The organism is Vibrio sp. T11.5 (assembly GCF_027587155.1).
Classification (GTDB): Bacteria; Pseudomonadota; Gammaproteobacteria; order Enterobacterales; family Vibrionaceae; genus Vibrio; species Vibrio neptunius.
The window spans coordinates 23,547-42,767 of the sequence record NZ_JAPPTP010000021.1 but is presented as its reverse complement, the minus strand read 5'-3'; the positions used below and the strand labels follow the sequence as shown (position 1 = coordinate 42,767).

The following is a 19,221-nucleotide window of genomic DNA, read 5'->3' as shown; positions in this document are numbered from 1 at the left end:
TGATAGAAATCGCCATGACTACGGCGAACATTTGATCAATAACAGCAACAGAAGAATCGCGCGAACCTGACTTATGCAAAAATACGATATCAAAACCTTCCAGGGAATGATCCTCGCGCTGCAGGATTATTGGGCTCAAAATGGTTGTACCATTGTTCAACCGCTAGATATGGAAGTGGGTGCGGGTACCTCTCACCCAATGACTTGTCTACGAGCGCTTGGCCCAGAGCCAATGTCTACAGCTTACGTACAACCTTCACGTCGTCCGACCGATGGCCGTTACGGTGAAAACCCTAACCGTCTTCAGCACTACTACCAATTCCAAGTAGCGCTAAAACCATCGCCAGACAATATTCAGGAGCTGTACCTAGGTTCTCTAGAAGTACTTGGTGTCGATCCTCTGGTTCACGACATTCGTTTCGTCGAAGATAACTGGGAAAACCCAACATTAGGCGCATGGGGCCTAGGCTGGGAAGTGTGGCTAAACGGCATGGAAGTGACTCAGTTTACGTACTTCCAGCAGGTTGGCGGCCTTGAGTGTAAACCAGTAACTGGTGAAATCACTTACGGTATCGAACGTCTCGCCATGTACATCCAAGAAGTAGACTCAGTTTACGATCTCGTATGGAACATCGCACCAGACGGCAGCAAAGTCACTTACGGTGACATTTTCCACCAGAACGAAGTGGAACAGTCTACGTACAACTTCGAGCACGCAGACGTCGATTTCCTATTCACTTTCTTCGACCAATGTGAAAAAGAAACTAAAGAGCTACTTGAGCTTGAGAAGCCACTGCCGCTTCCAGCTTACGAGCGCATTCTTAAAGCGGGTCATGCATTCAACATTCTTGATGCACGTAAAGCTATCTCGGTAACAGAACGCCAACGTTACATCCTTCGTATCCGCAACCTGACTAAATCGGTTGCAGAAGCGTACTACGCATCACGTGAAGCTCTTGGCTTCCCAATGTGTAAGAAAGAAGGCGAGGAGAAGTAATCATGGCAAAAGAATTTCTAATTGAACTGGGTACAGAAGAGCTACCACCAACGCAACTTCGCACCCTAGCGGAAGCGTTCGCAGCAAACTTCGAAGCGGAGCTTAAAGGTGCAGACTTAGCACACGAAGGCGTGAAATGGTACGCCGCTCCTCGTCGTCTAGCACTCAAAGTTGCTGCATTGGCTGAAGGCCAAGCGGACAAAGTGGTTGAGAAACGTGGACCAGCAGTTTCTGTCGCATTCGATGCGGACGGTAACGCGACGAAAGCGGCTCAAGGTTGGGCGCGTGGTAACGGCATCACAGTAGAGCAAGCTGACCGTCTCGTCACAGACAAAGGCGAATGGCTTCTTTTCAAACAAGAAGTGAAAGGCCAAGCAACGTCTGAAATCGTTGTCGACCTAGCAGCTAAAGCACTGGGTAGCCTGCCTATCGCTAAGCCAATGCGTTGGGGTAACAAGACTACTCAGTTTATCCGCCCAGTTAAAACACTGACTATGCTGATGGGCTCTGACCTTATCGAAGGTGAAATCCTAGGCGTAGCATCAGATCGCACTATCCGTGGTCACCGCTTCATGGGTGAGCAAGAATTCACGATTGAATCTGCAGAGCAATACCCAGCGATCCTAGAAGAGCGCGGTAAAGTAATGGCAGATTACGCAGCGCGTAAAGCGATCATCCTTGCTGACTCGCAAAAAGCAGCAGCGGCCGTTGGCGGTGTTGCTGATCTCGAAGATGACCTAGTTGAAGAAGTGACTTCTTTGGTTGAATGGCCAGTGGTACTGACGGCGAAGTTCGAAGAAGAGTTCCTAAAGGTGCCTTCTGAAGCGCTGGTTTACACCATGAAAGGTGACCAGAAGTACTTCCCAGTGTATGACGAAAACAAGAAGCTACTACCAAACTTCATCTTTGTTTCTAACATCGAATCGAAAGAGCCTCGTTATGTTATCGAAGGTAACGAGAAGGTAGTACGCCCACGTCTAGCGGATGCTGAGTTCTTCTTTAACACTGACCGTAAGCGTCCTCTTATCGACCGCCTGCCAGAACTAGAGCAAGCGATCTTCCAGAAGCAGCTTGGTACTATCAAAGACAAGACAGACCGCATCACAGAGCTTGCTGGCTACATCGCTGAGCAAATCGACGCTGACGTTGAGAAATCTAAGCGCGCAGGCCTACTGGCTAAGTGTGACCTAATGACATCTATGGTATTCGAATTTACCGATACTCAAGGTGTAATGGGTATGCACTATGCGACTCACGATGGTGAAGACGAGCAAGTTGCACTGGCACTTTACGAGCAGTACATGCCTCGTTTCGCTGGTGACGAACTGCCAAGCACTGGTATTTCATCTGCTGTCGCAATGGCTGACAAGCTAGATACGATTGTTGGTATCTTCGGTATTGGTCAAGCACCTAAGGGTTCTGACCCATTCGCACTTCGCCGCGCCTCTCTAGGTGTACTGCGTATCATCGTTGAAAACGGCTACAACCTAGACCTCACAGACCTAATCGCGAAAGCAAAATCTCTGTTTGGTGACCGTTTGACCAACGACAACGTAGAAGCTGATGTTATCGACTTTATGCTAGGTCGTTTCCGCGCATGGTACCAAGATGCAGGTTTCAGCGTGGATATCATCCAAGCGGTACTGGCGAATCGTCCAACCAAGCCAGCTGACTTTGACCAACGTGTTAAAGCGGTTTCTCACTTCCGTGAACTGGAAGCGGCAGAAGCTCTGGCTGCGGCGAACAAGCGTGTAGGCAACATCCTAGCCAAGTTCGATGGTGAGCTAGCAGCAGACATCGATCTATCGCTGCTACAAGAAGACGCAGAGAAAGCACTAGCAGAAAGCGTTGAAGTAATGACAGAAGCGCTAGAACCAGCGTTCGCAACGGGTAACTACCAACAAGCGCTAAGCAAGCTTGCAGACCTGCGTGAGCCAGTAGATGCTTTCTTCGATAACGTCATGGTAATGGCAGACGACGAAGCGCTGAAGAAAAACCGTCTAACGCTACTGAATAACCTGCGTAACCTATTCCTACAGATCGCGGATATTTCACTTCTGCAGAAGTAATATTTCGAACAATATAGGTTCTACAAAGCCCAACTCCTCGGAGTTGGGCTTTGTTTTTATCAGTGACGGAATTTTGTGCTTTGCCTCGTAACCACATTAAGGTATGTTCAGGGATTATCCGATTATCCTTAGACTACTACGCTCAAGGTGAGTCTTAGAATGACTAGCTTCGACTAGTCACTATGACACGTAAAGCAATCACAATGAATTAGGTATAACTACAAATGCAATTCTCTAAGTTTGGTGAAAAATTCAATCAGTATTCCGGTATCACGCGTTTAATGGATGACTTAAACGACGGCCTGCGCACGCCAGGTGCGATCATGCTCGGAGGTGGTAACCCAGCCGCTATTCCAGCCATGCTCGAATACTTTCGCCAAGCCAGTGAGGAGATGCTCGCCAACGGGGACCTCGTGGCCGCCATGGCCAACTATGATGGCCCGCAAGGCAAAGACGCGTTTGTAAAAGCTCTGGCCAAGTTATTAAAAGACACTTATGGCTGGAACATATCAGAAAAAAACATCAGCTTGACCAACGGCAGTCAGAGCGGTTTCTTTTATCTGTTCAACCTGCTGGCGGGTAAGCAGCCAGATGGCTCGCATAAGAAAATCTTGCTGCCTTTAGCGCCTGAATACATTGGCTACGGCGATGCAGGCGTTGATGAAGATATCTTTGTTTCTTACCATCCAGAAATTGAAATGCTCGACAATGGCCTGTTTAAATACCACGTTGATTTCGAACAGCTCAAAGTCGATGACTCAGTTGCCGCCATTTGTGCATCACGCCCAACTAACCCTACCGGCAACGTGCTCACTGATGAAGAAATCCATAAACTGGATAAACTGGCGCGCGAAAATAACATTCCGCTCATCATCGACAATGCCTATGGCCTGCCATTCCCGAATATCATCTTTGAAGATGTTCAGCCATTCTGGAACGAAAACACCATCCTATGTATGAGCCTGTCTAAACTCGGCCTTCCAGGTGTACGTTGCGGGATTGTGATTGCCAGTGAAGAGGTGACTCAGGCCATGACCAATATGAATGGCATCATCAGTTTGGCTCCAGGGAGTCTGGGCCCTGCGTTGGGTCATCATATGATTAAGAATGATGACCTGCTGAATCTCAGCACCAATGTTATCAAACCATTTTACAAGCAAAAGTCTCAGCGAGCTGTCGAACTGCTGCAAACGGCCATCACTGACTCACGCTTTCGCATTCACAAACCAGAAGGGGCGATGTTCCTATGGCTTTGGTTTGATGAGCTGCCAATCACCACTATGGAGTTATATCAAAGACTGAAAGCACGCGGCGTGTTAATCGTGCCAGGTGAGTATTTCTTTATTGGTCAGGAAGATGACTGGGAGCACGCACACCAATGTCTGCGCATGAATTATGTCCAAGAAGACGAAATGATGCAGAAAGGTATCAAGATTATTGCTGAAGAAGTCGAGAAAGCTTATCAAGAAGCCTAAGTAAACTGCTTCGGTTAGATCAAAAAAGAGCACCTAGATGGTGCTCTTTCACTCTTATTCCCGATCTATTTGGCTATTTAAAGCCAGTGGTTTCAAATATGACGAGTTAACCTTCGATTAGGTTTTTGCCACCAATCGCAATCTTACGTGGTTGCATCGCTTCAGGGATTTCGCGCTCTAGGTCAATGTGCAGCAGACCATTTTCCATGCTTGCACCCACCACTTTTACATAGTCTGCTAGCTGGAATTTACGCTCGAAATCACGCTCTGCGATACCTTGATACACGTATTGCTTCTCTTCTTCTGATTTACGCTCACCCTTAACAATCAGCATGTTTTCTTTTTGAGTAAGGTCTAGCTGCTCTTCAGCAAAGCCTGCAACTGCCATAGTAATACGGTAGTTGTTCTCATCTTTTTGCTCGATATTGTATGGAGGGTAACCGCCAGAAGTGTTCTTCGAAGTGTTCGCTTCCATCATGTTGAATAGACGGTCGAAGCCAATTGCGTTGCGGTAAAGTGGAGTGAAATCTACAGTTCTCATAATGCTATCCTCATAGTAAGCAATAGTCTTAGCCGTGAGTTTGCGCGGATCTATCTTGTACAGATCCTTGCCGACTAAGGGATTCGTTCACTACTCCTCGGGTTCTGCTAACTCTGGGACCTAGTGTCGAATCAAATTCAATTGTGTGCCTATAAAGTCATCCTCTCCTGAGCGATACCCTATTGGCGGTTAGTGAGGTTCTGTTTCTTCTCTCTTGAGCAAGACAGCTTCCCTCTTCAACAATAGATATGTGGATTGAGTAAAATAGTTTCAAGGGACCGGATTAAAAAATTTTCTACGCGCTTCTAGAGATCCCCAACTCCGTCGTTCCTCCCTCTTGAGGATGACGCTCCAACCAATTGAAAAATAATGAAAACATCAGAAACAAAAAAGGACCACCATTTCTGGCAGTCCTTTAAAAATTTAGTTTTTGAGACGAAGCTATTTCGTTTTAGTTCAAGGAAGAGGCGCGAAGCATACGAAGGTATGTGAGCACCTCTGACACAGAAATTAAGCGAAAGAGCGAAGTATCAAAGATACTAAACGTCCAAGTTGGCAACTTTAAGTGCGTTTTCTTCGATAAAGTTACGACGAGGCTCTACTTGGTCACCCATTAGCGTCGTAAACAGCTGATCTGCACCAACCGCATCTTCAATCGTTACCTGCATCATACGGCGCGTTTCTGGGTCCATTGTCGTTTCCCAAAGCTGCTCTGGGTTCATCTCACCCAGACCTTTGTAGCGCTGTAGGCTTAGACCACGACGTGACTCTTTGATTAACCAGTTCAATGCATCAACAAAGCTTGAAACAGGCTGAGTACGTTCACCACGCTTGATGTAGGCACCGCCTTCAATCAGGCCGTCAAGTGCTTCTGACAGATCGGCCAGCTTGCCGTATTCTTTCGAGTTAATCAGATCAATACTCAGCGCATGCTCATGCGTCACACCATGAGTACGTACAACAATTTTAGGTAGGTTTAAACCTAGCTCTGCATGTTGCTCAACTTCAAAGCTGTACTGGCTCGCACCGACTTCTTTGGCATTGAGCTGTTCAACCAACTGTTTAGTCCACGCTTCAACGGCTGCTGCATCATGGCACTGCTCAGCAGTCAGACGCGGTGTGTAGATAAGCTCATGAACCAATGCGTGTGGGTAACGACGGCTCATACGATCCACCAGCTTAATACCTGAGTTGTATTGCTTAACAAGGCTTTCTAGTGCTTCACCCGATAGGGCTGGCGCTTCTGCATTTACGTGCAGAGAAGCATTATCTAATGCTAATGCTACTTGGTATTGGCTCATTGCATCTTCATCTTTGATGTACTGCTCTTGTTTGCCTTTCTTCACTTTGTAAAGCGGTGGCTGAGCGATGTACACGTAGCCGCGCTCGATAAGCTCTGGCATTTGACGGTAGAAGAAGGTCAGTAGTAGCGTACGGATGTGAGAACCATCGACATCCGCATCGGTCATGATGATGATGTTGTGGTAACGCAGTTTATCTGGGTTGTATTCGTCACGACCGATACCACAGCCAAGAGCGGTGATAAGCGTCGCTACCTCTTGTGAAGAGAGCATCTTATCGAAACGCGCTTTCTCAACGTTAAGGATTTTACCTTTCAGTGGAAGAATCGCTTGGTTCTTACGGTTACGGCCTTGTTTTGCGGAGCCGCCTGCCGAGTCACCCTCCACTATGTATAATTCAGAAAGTGCTGGATCTTTTTCCTGGCAGTCTGCCAATTTACCTGGCAGACCTGCTAGGTCTAGCGCGCCTTTACGACGAGTCATTTCACGAGCTTTACGCGCCGCATCACGAGCACGAGCTGCGTCGATAATCTTAGTACAAACCGTTTTAGCTTCTGCTGGGTGCTCAATTAGGAACTCAGACAGTTTCTCACCCATAGCTTGCTCAACCGCTGACTTCACTTCAGAAGAAACCAGTTTGTCTTTAGTTTGGCTTGAGAACTTAGGATCTGGAACTTTAACTGAAATAACAGCCGTTAGACCTTCACGAGCATCATCACCAGAAGTCGCTGTTTTCGCTTTCTTCGAGAAGCCTTCTTTGTCCATGAACGAGTTCAGGGTACGCGTTAGGGCTGCACGGAATCCAGCAAGGTGAGTACCACCGTCGCGCTGAGGAATGTTATTGGTGAAACAGAAGATGTTCTCTTGGTAACCATCGTTCCACTGCATCGCGACTTCAACGGCAATCCCGTCTTCACGCTCTGCGTTAAAATGGAATACTTTTTCGATGATTGGTGTCTTGTTAGTATTCAAGTGATCAACGAACGCTTGGATACCACCTTCATACATAAAGTGATCTTGCTTATCTTCTTCACGCTCATCACGTAGCTTGATTGATACGCCAGAGTTTAGGAAAGAAAGCTCACGTAGACGTTTAGCTAGAATGTCATAGTGGAATTCTGTGTTAGAGAAGGTCTCTTCACTTGGCCAGAAACGGATTTCTGTACCTGTTTTGTCCGTTTCACCAATCACAGAAAGTGGCGCTTGTGGCTCACCGTGATGGTAAGTTTGAGTATGAATTTGACCACCTCGATGGATAGTCAGAGTTACTTGCTTTGATAGTGCGTTTACTACCGAAACACCAACACCGTGCAGACCACCCGAGACCTTGTATGAGTTATCATCGAACTTACCACCAGCGTGAAGTACCGTCATAATAACTTCTGCTGCTGATACGTTCTCTTCTGGGTGCATTTCGGTAGGGATACCACGACCATCATCGCGTACCGATACTGAATTGTCCTCATGAATTGTCACAACGATGTCTTGACAGTGACCCGCTAACGCTTCATCAATTGAGTTATCCACCACCTCGAAAACCATGTGGTGTAGACCGGTACCATCGTCCGTGTCGCCGATGTACATCCCCGGACGCTTACGTACTGCATCCAGGCCCTTTAGTACTTTAATACTCGATGAATCGTAATTTTCAGACATGAGTTATCTTCCACTATATATTTTGTTCTATTGTGCCATGTTCCACATGGAACATCCTGCCATTTTCGTCCAACATGTCGGCGATTTGGCTTTCTGTAATAGAACTGACAAAAACTTGCGCCCCCGTCTCCTTCAAGCAGTCTGCTAGACGCTTACGACGTTGACTATCTAATTCAGAGGCAAAGTCATCAATTAAGTAGACACATTGCTTGCCGGTCATTTCAGTGAGGTGTTGACCTTGCGCCACGCGCAGTGCACACACCATGAGCTTGAGCTGACCTCGTGACAGAACATCCTCAACCGGAGTCCCGTTCACTTTAATTTTTAAATCGGCTTTATTCGGACCACTAAAGGTGTAACCCAGTGCCTGATCCCGCTCAAAATTATTCTCAAGAATAGCCTGATAAGGTGTGTTCTTATCCCATCCTCGGTAATACTTCAGCTGGATCTCAAATTCGGGGAGAAATGTCTGACAGATTTCCGTGGCTTTCTCGGTCATCTGTTCAACATATGTGGCTCGCCACTGGCTGATGTTTTCAGCCAGCCTTGCCATCTCCTGATCCCAATACGACAGCTCACGATAGCTGGTGGCCGTTTTTAACAACGCATTGCGCTGTTTATTCAGACGCTTAAACCGCCCCCAAGCATCATAGAAAGCCGACTCAGTGTGAAACACACCCCAGTCGATAAATGCTCGGCGATGTTTGGGGCCATCCGTCAGTAAATCAAACCCTTCCGGATGGATCAATTGCAGTGGCAGAACCTGTGCCAATTGAGCCAGTTTTTGTCCGGATTGACCGCCTATTTTAACCTCTGTTGAGCCATCACGCTGCTTATTAATGCCAATTGGTAGCTCAAATTGATCCGAGTTCAAAAAACGGCCGTGTACAAACAGCTCCTCACAGTCATTTTGGATGACTCGCCCTGTTAAGGAGCTTTTAAAAGAGCGGCCGTGGCCAAGCAAGTAGATTGCTTCCAGAACACTGGTTTTGCCGCTGCCATTCGGACCTATAAGAAAGTTAAAGCCTGCTGATAGTTCAATATCACAGGCTTTAATGTTGCGAAACTGCTGAATAATAAGACGTGAAAGCGGCATGCTAGAGTCGAATCGGCATTACCACATACATAGCGCCGTCGTCGTCCACGTTTTCAATCATGGCACTGGCGTTAGCGTCTGACATGGACACGCGCACTTTTTCACAACGCAGAGTATTTAATACATCCAAGACATAGCTGACATTAAAGCCAATCTCAATTGGCTCACCTTCGAAGCTGACATCCAACATCTCTTCCGCTTCTTCTTGCTCCGGGTTGTTGGCGGTAATACGCATTTCCGTATCCGCTAAGTTAACGCGCACCCCACGGAATTTTTCATTCGATAAAATAGCGGCACGCGAAAAGGCCTGACGTAGCTCATCACATTCCGTTTCAAGCGTTTTAGTCGTCGTTTGTGGCATCACGCGACGGTAGTCCGGGAAACGACCATCAACCAGTTTAGAAGTAAAAACAAAGTTGTTCACTTCTGCACGAACATTAGAACTACCAATTTGCAATGTAACAGGCTGCTCAGGCGCATCCAGCAACTTAACTAATTCCAGTACACCTTTACGTGGCACAATGATTTGCTGCTGAGCAAAGTCCGCCCCTAGTTGAACCTGAGATACCGCCATACGGTGGCCATCAGTGGCAACACTGCGTAGTATCGTACCATCAATCTCAAACAACATGCCGTTGAGGTAGTAACGTACGTCTTGGTTTGCCATCGAGAATTGAGTTTTCTCAATTAATCCGCGTAATTCACCTTGAGTCAGCGAGACTTCGACTTCACTCTGCCAGTCTTCAATGTTCGGAAAATCGTTGGCAGGTAAAGTAGATAGAGAAAATCGGCTGCGTCCAGAACGAACTTGAACTCGGTCGCCTTCTAAAACAAAGGTAATAACAGAATCGTCAGGCAGACCACGGCAGATATCCAAAAATTTACGCGAAGGAACGGTCACACTGCCCGCTTCAAAATCGCCTTCCAAAGCGACACGGCTGATAAGCTCGACTTCCAAGTCTGTTGCTGTCATAGACAACATGTTGTCTTCAACTTTCAGTAACAGGTTACCCAAAATAGGAAGAGTTGGACGACCACCTAATGCGCCAGACACTTGCTGGAGCGGTTTAAGTAAGTGGTTACGTTCAATGGAAAATTTCATAGTACGCTCTTATCAGAATTCGTTTAACTAATACGGTATGATTCTATTTAGTGCTTAGAATACTGTGATTTAAGAAGAAAGGGTACGAATCAGGTTAGAATAATCTTCTTTGATGTCGTGACTCTCTTCGCGCAATTGTTCGATTTTTCGGCAAGCATGTAATACGGTAGTGTGGTCTCTACCACCAAAAGCATCGCCAATTTCAGGCAAGCTGTGGTTGGTCAGCTCTTTCGCAAGCGCCATTGCTAATTGACGCGGGCGAGCAACCGAACGCGAACGACGCTTAGACAGCAGATCTGCGACTTTAATCTTGTAGTATTCCGCCACCGTCTTTTGAATGTTATCGATCGTTACCAGTTTTTCTTGTAGAGCCAATAAGTCCCGCAATGCTTCACGAACAAAATCAATCGTAATTGGGCGACCAGTAAAATTAGCATTCGCAATCACGCGGTTTAAAGCGCCTTCCAATTCGCGAACATTCGAGCGCAGTCGCTTGGCGATAAAAAATGCGACTTCATCAGCAAGGTGGATTTGATGATCTTCGGCCTTTTTCATCAAAATCGCGACGCGGGTTTCCAGTTCAGGCGGCTCGATCGCCACCGTCAATCCCCAACCAAAGCGAGACTTTAAGCGATCTTCTACACCACTGATCTCTTTTGGATAACGGTCAGACGTCAAGATGATCTGTTGATTGCCTTCTAAAAGCGCATTAAAGGTATGGAAGAATTCTTCCTGAGAACGCTCTTTGTTGGCAAAGAATTGGATATCATCGATCAACAGGGCATCAACACTGCGGTAGTAACGTTTAAACTCTTCAATCGCGTTGTTTTGCAGCGCTTTTACCATGTCCTGAACAAATCGCTCCGAGTGCATGTAGACTACTTTAGCATTTGGCTTGTTATCCACAATCGCATTGCCAACTGCATGCAGCAAATGCGTTTTACCTAAGCCCGTGCCACCGTAGAGGAATAATGGATTGTACGCTGCACCTGGATTATCTGCTACCTGACGAGCGGCGGCTAAACCGAGTTGGTTTGATTTACCTTCAACGAAGTTGTTGAACTTGTGCTTAATATTCACATTTGAACGGTGGTTGATTTCTGCCACCTGCTGCTCGTCATCATCCCACGTTTTATGCACTGGTTTACGCGCTTGGAGCTGAGCGGGTGCCGAAGATTCTGCCGCCACATCAGCAGGCGTGCGCTTGGGCGCTGGCTTAGATGCAGAAACAGGGCGACTCCCCACTTCAAAACGTAAACTCGGAATGTCATTGCCGCAGTATTCCTGCAACAAACGATTAATGCTGTTGAGGTAGCGATCGCGAACCCAATCCATCACAAAGCGATTAGGTGCGAATAAAGTGAGAGTATTGTCATTGAGCTCCGCTTGTAACGGACGTACCCACATACTGAATTCTGTAGCTGGTAGCTCTTCTTGAAGCTGCTGCATACATTGCAACCAAAGCGAAGATGACACGGTGCCCCCACTCAAAGTTAATGATCGAAAAAGATTGGCAATTTTACCTGTTGATAACCAAGATCGCCAGCAAATGATCGACGATCCAGTGAATAAGATCTAAGTTATTCACAATATTTACGTCATTATCCGCTAGATCAACACAAGCTGCCCTATTCTTACTCACATAAAGATCCACATTTGCGCTTTTTCTCACAGATCCATCATCTGGTGATAAGTCTGTGAATCAAGCTTTTGTAAGATGTGATTTTATTCCGAACTCTTCTCTTGATTTTTTGCTACGTCTCAATCCATACACTGGCGACTGATTCATACATTATCTTATTCCACAGACGTCTAGGTTATTGCTCTTGGTTATTTATCTAATTAACTAAAGTGACAGTAGTATTTGTGTCCATAAAACTATGGAGTTGTACTATGAAAAACTGGATTAAAGCTGCTGTAGCAGTAGTTGCACTTTCTGCTGCAACGGTTCAAGCCGCCACTGAAGTTAAAGTCGGTATGTCTGGCCGCTACTTCCCCTTCACTTTCGTTCAGCAAGACAAGCTGCAAGGCTTTGAAGTGGACCTGTGGGATGAAATCGGTAAGCGTAACGATTACAAAGTGGAGTACGTCACAGCAAACTTCTCTGGTTTGTTTGGTCTGTTAGAGACAGGTCGTATCGATACGATTTCGAACCAAATCACAATGACGGACGCGCGTAAGGCCAAATACCTTTTCGCCGACCCTTACGTTGTTGACGGTGCCCAGATAACGGTTCGCAAAGACAACGACAGTATCAAAGGTATTAAAGATCTGGAAGGCAAGACAGTGGCCGTGAACCTAGGTTCAAACTTTGAACAGTTGCTACGCAACTACGACAAAGATGGCAAGATTAAGATCAAAACTTACGATACTGGTATCGAACACGATGTGGCACTCGGTCGTGCAGACGCTTTTGTTATGGACCGTCTGTCCGCACTTGAGCTAATAAAGAAAACTGGCCTTCCACTACAATTGGCTGGTAAACCTTTTGAGACGATTCAAAACGCTTGGCCTTTCGTTGACAATGACAACGGCAAAAAGCTTCAGGCTGAAGTCAATAAAGCACTGGCTGAAATGCGTGCTGACGGTACACTAGAAAAAATTTCTCAGAAGTGGTTTGGGGCTGATATTACTGAATAACCACTCTTGAGTATCGCCCGTCCGTTTGAGACACTCAATCGGATTTGCTCTTAACCCACTGCTCTCCTTCCTTTGCAGTGGGTTTTGCTTTTGTATACAGGCCTATTTTTCACTGGGATACGTTATGGGATTCGATTTTAACTACATGCTGAACCTGATGCCAATACTGCTCAAGTATTTGGGCACCACCATGGAAATGGCGACATGGGGTTTAGTATTTTCACTGATTTTAGCCGTCATTTTAGCGAATATCCGTGTATTTCGCGTTCCTGTACTTGATCAGTTGAGCCAACTCTACATCAGCTTCTTCCGTGGAACGCCACTGCTGGTTCAGCTGTTTTTGCTTTATTACGGCTTACCACAGATTTTTCCATTCCTCGTCGGTTTGGATGCGTTCGGCGCGGCAGTGATTGGTTTGACCCTGCACTTTGCTGCCTACATGGCCGAGAGCATCCGCGCCGCGATCATTGGTATCGATCGTAGTCAGATGGAAGCCAGCCTTTCAGTAGGTATGACTACGACACAGGCGATGCGTCGAGTGATCTTACCGCAAGCAACTCGTGTGGCTCTGCCATCATTGATGAACTACTTCATTGATATGATCAAATCAACCTCTCTAGCCTTTACACTAGGTGTGGCCGAGATAATGGCAAAAGCGCAAATGGAAGCTTCTTCAAGTTTCCGCTTTTTCGAGGCCTTCCTTGCAGTCGCTTTGATTTACTGGGGCGTTGTAGTGATACTGACTCGCGTGCAAATCTGGGCAGAAGCTAAGTTGAATAAGGCATACGTAAGATGATCAAGTTAGACAACATTCACAAACGCTTTGGTGAGACACAAGTCCTTAAAGGCATCGATCTCGACATCAAACAAGGCGAGATTATCGTCATTATTGGCTCTAGCGGTACGGGTAAATCTACCCTGCTGCGCACGGTGAATTTTCTAGAAAATGCCGATAAAGGCGTCATCACCATTGATGACGTCAGCGTGGATACTGAAAAGCACACTAAAGCGGAAGTATTGGCTCTGCGACGTAAGACAGGGTTTGTTTTCCAGAACTACGCCTTGTTTGCCCATATGACCGCCCGTCAGAATATTGCTGAAGGCCTCATCACCGTCCGCGGCTGGAAGAAAGACCAAGCATTGGCACGAGCTCAGCAGATTCTTGACGACATCGGCCTTGGCGATAAAGGAGACAGTTATCCAGCAGCGCTGTCTGGTGGCCAGCAGCAACGTGTGGGTATCGGACGTGCGATGGCACTTCAACCTGAGTTATTGCTGTTTGACGAACCGACCTCAGCACTGGACCCAGAATGGGTGGGCGAAGTTCTTCAGTTAATGAAGGAGTTAGCAACTAAACACCAAACCATGCTGGTGGTCACACACGAAATGCAGTTCGCCCGAGAAGTGGCGGATCGCGTGCTCTTTATGGCGGAAGGCAATATCGTTGAGCAAGGCTCTCCACAGGATATATTTAATAATCCACAGGATCCTCGTTTACAGAGATTCCTTCGCCAAGTAGGTGCTGAGTAAAGATCACCAAAGAAGATCGCTTGATCCTTGAGATTTTGCTCACACTACGTATAATCGCTCGGCCGGAATTTAGCAGTTGCTCAATGATTGACACTTTGTGTGACTGTGATTACAATTCCGCCTCTTTGTTGAGAGGCGTCGGTTTGTCCTCTTTGTATATAAAGAAGAAAAAAAGTCCCACGCCGGGTTAACTAAGAACCTAAAACTACTGATCAGTAAAGGTAATTATCATGAAACGCACTTTTCAACCTTCAGTTCTAAAGCGCAAGCGTACTCACGGTTTCCGTGCACGTATGGCTACTAAGAACGGTCGTGCAACAATCAATGCACGTCGTGCAAAAGGCCGTAAGCGTCTTTCTAAGTAATCTTCGATTATTTTGAAAACGTACGCGTTCGATCGGGAGTTACGTCTGTTAACTCCCGAGCATTATCAAAATGTCTTCCAGCAAGCTCATCGAGCTGGCTCACCACATTTCACCATCATTGCTCGCAATAACAACCTATCTCACCCTCGATTAGGTTTAGCCGTTCCAAAAAAACAGATTAAAACCGCCGTTGGTCGCAATCGTTTTAAACGCCTTGCTCGTGAAAGTTTTCGTAACAATCAACATCAGCTTGCTCACAAAGATTTTGTTGTGATTGCCAAGAAAAGTGCCCAAGATCTGAGCAATGAAGAATTATTCAAACTGTTTGATAAATTATGGCAGCGCCTGTCTCGCCCTTCGCGTGGGTAGCAATCGGATTCGTCCGTCTTTATCAAGGTCTTATTAGTCCGCTTATCGGACCACGCTGTCGTTTTACTCCGACCTGCTCCACTTACGCCATAGAAGCACTAAAAGCTCACGGTTTTGTAAAAGGGTGTTGGTTATCAAGCAAACGTCTATTAAAATGCCACCCTTTGAATGAGGGCGGTTTTGATCCCGTTCCACCAGTCCAGAAACAAGACAGAGATAAATAACGATGGATTCTCAACGTAATATCCTGTTAATCGCGCTAGCACTGGTTTCTTTCTTGTTGTTTCAACAATGGCAAGTCGCAAAGAACCCAGCACCGCAGCCGGTTGAACAGGCACAATCAAGCAGTACCTTACCTGCCCCTACTCTTGCGGATGATTTAGATCCCGCACCTGCGCAACAAGCGTCTGCTAAAACGATTACCGTGACAACTGACGTCTTGACTCTGTCGATTGATACGGTTGGTGGTGATGTTATCACTGCAGACCTGAACCAATACTCTGCAGAACTGGATTCATCCGACCCGTTCGTCTTACTGAAAAACGAGCCAGGCCATCAGTTCATTGCGCAAAGTGGTTTAGTCGGCCCTCAAGGTATCGATCTGAGCAGCTCAAATCGTCCGGCTTACTCAGTGAATGCGGATAGCTTCACCTTGGAAGACGGTCAGGATGAACTTCGCGTCCCAATGACATACCAAGCAAATGGCCTTGAGTACACCAAAACATTTATTGTTAAGCGCGGCAGCTACGCGGTTGACGTTGAATACGATGTGGTCAACAACTCAGGTAACAACGCGACATTTGGTATGTACGCTCACCTGCGTCAGAACCTAATGGACGCGGGCGGCAGCATCACTATGCCAACTTACCGTGGCGGTGCGTACTCAACCGAAGATACGCGTTACAAAAAATACAGCTTTGACGATATGCAGGATCGTAACCTGTCTATCAACCTACCTGATGGCCAGGGTTGGGCAGCGATGATCCAACACTACTTTGCATCAGCATGGATCCCTCGCAACGAACCAGGCACTAATCTGTACACTCGTGTGATTGGTAACCTGGGTGACATTGGTGTTCGTATGCCGAACAAAACCATCGCAACGGGTGATTCAGCAAAATTCAACGCGACACTTTGGGTAGGTCCTAAACTTCAGGAAGAAATGGCAGAAACCGCGCCGAACCTAGATTTGGTTGTGGATTACGGCTGGCTATGGTTTATCGCTAAACCACTGCACATGCTACTGTCATTCATTCAAAGCTTTGTGTCTAACTGGGGTCTAGCGATCATCGCTCTGACCTTCATTGTACGTGGTGCTATGTACCCACTGACAAAAGCACAGTACACCTCAATGGCAAAAATGCGCATGCTACAGCCTAAACTGCAAGCGATGCGTGAGCGTATTGGCGATGACCGCCAGCGTATGAGCCAAGAAATGATGGAACTGTACAAGAAAGAGAAAGTAAACCCACTAGGTGGCTGTCTACCTCTACTTCTACAGATGCCTATTTTCATTGCACTGTACTGGGCATTAATGGAATCGGTGGAACTGCGTCACTCGCCATTCTTTGGTTGGATCACTGACTTGTCAGCGCAAGACCCTTACTACATCTTGCCGCTACTGATGGGTGCATCCATGTTCCTGATCCAGAAGATGAGCCCAACCACAGTGACAGATCCAATGCAGCAGAAGATCATGACGTTCATGCCTGTTCTGTTCACTGGTTTCTTCCTGTTCTTCCCGTCAGGTCTGGTTCTTTACTGGTTAGTATCGAACATCGTGACTCTGATCCAACAGACGCTGATTTATAAGGCGCTGGAGAAGAAAGGCTTGCACTCAAAATAACGAGTCGGCGTAAATAATCGAGAAAGGCGACCAAAAGGTCGCCTTTTTGTTTTTGGCTGATTACAATTCATTTCATTCACTATTTACCCTCACAGGGTATGCATCGCACAGGCTACTACTATGACTACAGAGACCATTGTCGCTCAAGCAACTGCGCCCGGACGAGGCGGTGTCGGCATTATTCGCGTATCCGGTCCCCTTGCAGCCAAAGTCGCTTCTGAGGTAACAGGCAAAGAGTTACGTCCAAGATACGCCGAGTATCTACCATTTACGGCTCAGGATGGTACTCAGCTCGATCAAGGTATCGCGCTGTACTTCCCTAATCCAAACTCCTTTACCGGAGAAGATGTTCTAGAACTGCAAGGCCATGGCGGCCCAGTCGTTATGGATATGCTGATCAAGCGCATCCTGCAAATTCCCGGGATCCGCACAGCTCGCCCGGGTGAGTTTTCAGAGCGCGCTTTCCTCAACGACAAGCTCGATTTAGCCCAAGCAGAAGCCATTGCGGACTTAATTGATGCCAGCTCAGAACAAGCGGCAAAATCGGCCCTTAAATCACTTCAAGGCGCGTTTTCAAATCGAATACAAACTTTGGTAGAGTCTCTGATACACCTGAGGATCTACGTTGAAGCCGCAATTGATTTCCCCGAAGAAGAAATCGACTTTCTTGCCGATGGTAAAGTCTCTGCCGACCTACAGACGATTATTGATAACCTCACAGCCGTGCGCAAAGAAGCGACACAAGGCGCTATCATGCGTGAAGGGATGAAGGTGGTCATTGCCGGTCGACCAAATGCAGGCAAATCCAGCCTTCTGAACACTCTGTCAGGTAAAGAGTCTGCCATTGTGACCGACATTGCTGGCACCACCCGAGATGTATTGAGAGAGCACATCCATATTGATGGCATGCCACTGCATATCATCGATACAGCAGGTCTGCGCGATGCGTCAGATGAAGTCGAAAAAATAGGTATCGAACGAGCGTGGGAAGAAATCGAGCAAGCCGACCGCGTTTTGTTCATGGTTGATGGCACCACCACAGATGCCACTGACCCGAAAGAGATTTGGCCTGACTTCGTCGATCGATTGCCGAACAATATCGGCATGACGGTGATCCGCAATAAAGTCGATCAAACCGATGAAATACTTGGCATCTGTCATGTTAACGATCCAACGCTGATTCGTCTGTCGGCCAGAACAGGTCAGGGCGTCGAATCACTACGTACGCACCTTAAAGAGTGCATGGGCTTTGCGGGTGGGCACGAAGGCGGCTTTATGGCTCGTCGTCGTCACCTAGAAGCACTGGAAAAAGCGGCTCAACACCTTGATATAGGTCAGCAGCAACTGGAAGGTTACATGGCGGGCGAAATCCTTGCAGAAGAACTGAGAATTGCGCAGCAGCACCTCAATGAAATCACCGGAGAGTTCAGCTCAGATGACTTGCTCGGGCGGATCTTCTCCTCCTTCTGCATTGGCAAATAATCCCCATACGCGCGACTTCTGAGTCGCGTGTTTTTTAGGTAAAAGGAAACCCTATGATCCAAATAATTACTGGCAGTACATTAGGCGGTGCTGAATACGTTGGCGATCATCTCAGTGATCTCCTAATTGAAAAAGGTTTTGAGACCTGTATTCATAATCAACCTGATCTGAGTGAGATCCCGGCTGAAGGTACCTGGCTACTAATCACTTCCACCCATGGTGCCGGTGAATACCCAGATAACATTCAGCCATTTATCCAAGCCCTGCAAAACACTCCTCCAAGAATGTCAGGGGTTAAGTATGCCGTGATAGCGATTGGCGACTCCAGTTACGATACATTTTGTGCTGCGGGCCAACATGCTCATGCGCTACTCGAGGATATCGGTGGTACACCAGTTGCAGACTGTCTGACAATCGATGTGCTCAGTCATGATGTCCCTGAAGATGCCGCTGAGGCTTGGCTAGCCGACCATATTGATAGCCTATAACCCCAATAAGGAAGTGATTGCTCATTGTCATTTCCTTTCTTCTTTCTCAATCCGGTTAAATTTAAATCGTTACCCTTGTGGATAAAGTACAAAGTATCCGGTGATTAACCTATAGTTATCCAAATAATAACTCTTAACTCATTTTTCACCTGTGAATAACTAGCCATTTTGATCTCAGGTAATCCTCGATCTGATCCAAGCAAGATCACATCATTTGATCTGTTTAAGATCCATGATCTTATTGATCATTTTTTACTTATCCAC

At 46.8% G+C, this 19,221-nt stretch carries 17 protein-coding genes; 12 read left to right on the top strand and 5 right to left on the bottom strand.

Going from position 1 to position 19,221, the window contains the following annotated elements; translation table 11 throughout:
* The first annotated feature begins 73 nt into the window (after window positions 1-73).
* From glyQ to OH455_RS18015, 3 genes are all read left to right on the top strand, one after another.
* A complete protein-coding gene (glyQ, locus tag OH455_RS18025; RefSeq protein ID WP_006957480.1) occupies window positions 74-997 on the top strand; it encodes a glycine--tRNA ligase subunit alpha in 924 nt (307 codons plus the stop codon).
* Between the two features lie 2 nt (window positions 998-999).
* Window positions 1,000-3,066 (top strand): glycine--tRNA ligase subunit beta, encoded by a 2,067-nt coding sequence (gene glyS, locus OH455_RS18020; RefSeq protein ID WP_269982299.1) that lies wholly within the window; start codon window positions 1,000-1,002, stop codon window positions 3,064-3,066.
* A 224-nt stretch (window positions 3,067-3,290) separates the two neighbouring features.
* Entirely contained in the window at window positions 3,291-4,541 is a 1,251-nt protein-coding gene (locus OH455_RS18015; RefSeq protein WP_269982298.1) for a valine--pyruvate transaminase, read from the top strand.
* A 106-nt stretch (window positions 4,542-4,647) separates the two neighbouring features.
* Here OH455_RS18015 and OH455_RS18010 read toward each other — a convergent pair whose 3' ends face one another.
* The 5 genes from OH455_RS18010 to dnaA form a co-directional block, all read right to left on the bottom strand.
* Window positions 4,648-5,082: an Hsp20 family protein gene (locus tag OH455_RS18010; RefSeq protein WP_019273978.1), complete on the bottom strand. Its 435-nt coding sequence runs from the start codon at window positions 5,080-5,082 to the stop codon at window positions 4,648-4,650.
* A 539-nt stretch (window positions 5,083-5,621) separates the two neighbouring features.
* Window positions 5,622-8,039, bottom strand: coding sequence for a DNA topoisomerase (ATP-hydrolyzing) subunit B (gene gyrB / locus OH455_RS18005; protein ID WP_269982297.1), 2,418 nt, complete (start codon window positions 8,037-8,039; stop codon window positions 5,622-5,624).
* A gap of 13 nt (window positions 8,040-8,052) precedes the next feature.
* On the bottom strand, window positions 8,053-9,135 hold the full coding sequence (gene recF / locus OH455_RS18000) for a DNA replication/repair protein RecF (RefSeq protein WP_206371217.1): 1,083 nt from the start codon (window positions 9,133-9,135) through the stop codon (window positions 8,053-8,055).
* Window position 9,136: 1 nt separating this feature from the next.
* A complete protein-coding gene (gene dnaN / locus OH455_RS17995; protein WP_269982296.1) occupies window positions 9,137-10,237 on the bottom strand; it encodes a DNA polymerase III subunit beta in 1,101 nt (366 codons plus the stop codon).
* Between the two features lie 69 nt (window positions 10,238-10,306).
* Entirely contained in the window at window positions 10,307-11,713 is a 1,407-nt protein-coding gene (dnaA, locus tag OH455_RS17990) for a chromosomal replication initiator protein DnaA (RefSeq protein ID WP_206371218.1), read from the bottom strand.
* Between the two features lie 417 nt (window positions 11,714-12,130).
* Between dnaA and OH455_RS17985 the strand changes: the two genes are divergently transcribed.
* The 9 genes from OH455_RS17985 (at window position 12,131) to mioC (ending at window position 18,957) form a co-directional block, all read left to right on the top strand.
* Entirely contained in the window at window positions 12,131-12,877 is a 747-nt protein-coding gene (locus tag OH455_RS17985; protein ID WP_269982295.1) for an amino acid ABC transporter substrate-binding protein, read from the top strand.
* 124 nt (window positions 12,878-13,001) lie between these two features.
* A complete protein-coding gene (locus tag OH455_RS17980) occupies window positions 13,002-13,673 on the top strand; it encodes an amino acid ABC transporter permease (RefSeq protein ID WP_045973973.1) in 672 nt (223 codons plus the stop codon).
* On the top strand, window positions 13,670-14,407 hold the full coding sequence (locus tag OH455_RS17975) for an amino acid ABC transporter ATP-binding protein (RefSeq protein ID WP_206371220.1): 738 nt from the start codon (window positions 13,670-13,672) through the stop codon (window positions 14,405-14,407). The genes OH455_RS17980 and OH455_RS17975 overlap by 4 nt, the downstream gene beginning before the upstream one ends.
* A gap of 230 nt (window positions 14,408-14,637) precedes the next feature.
* Complete coding sequence (rpmH, locus tag OH455_RS17970; RefSeq protein ID WP_004411068.1) at window positions 14,638-14,772, top strand: 50S ribosomal protein L34; 135 nt, start codon at window positions 14,638-14,640, stop codon at window positions 14,770-14,772.
* 45 nt (window positions 14,773-14,817) lie between these two features.
* Entirely contained in the window at window positions 14,818-15,141 is a 324-nt protein-coding gene (gene rnpA / locus OH455_RS17965) for a ribonuclease P protein component (protein WP_240457354.1), read from the top strand.
* A complete protein-coding gene (yidD, locus tag OH455_RS17960; protein ID WP_080555897.1) occupies window positions 15,108-15,365 on the top strand; it encodes a membrane protein insertion efficiency factor YidD in 258 nt (85 codons plus the stop codon). The genes rnpA and yidD overlap by 34 nt, the downstream gene beginning before the upstream one ends.
* 2 nt (window positions 15,366-15,367) lie before the next feature.
* On the top strand, window positions 15,368-16,987 hold the full coding sequence (gene yidC, locus OH455_RS17955; RefSeq protein WP_269982294.1) for a membrane protein insertase YidC: 1,620 nt from the start codon (window positions 15,368-15,370) through the stop codon (window positions 16,985-16,987).
* Between the two features lie 120 nt (window positions 16,988-17,107).
* Entirely contained in the window at window positions 17,108-18,469 is a 1,362-nt protein-coding gene (gene mnmE, locus OH455_RS17950; RefSeq protein ID WP_269982293.1) for a tRNA uridine-5-carboxymethylaminomethyl(34) synthesis GTPase MnmE, read from the top strand.
* 53 nt (window positions 18,470-18,522) lie between these two features.
* Window positions 18,523-18,957: an FMN-binding protein MioC gene (mioC, locus tag OH455_RS17945; protein WP_269982292.1), complete on the top strand. Its 435-nt coding sequence runs from the start codon at window positions 18,523-18,525 to the stop codon at window positions 18,955-18,957.
* Window positions 18,958-19,221 lie beyond the last annotated feature (264 nt).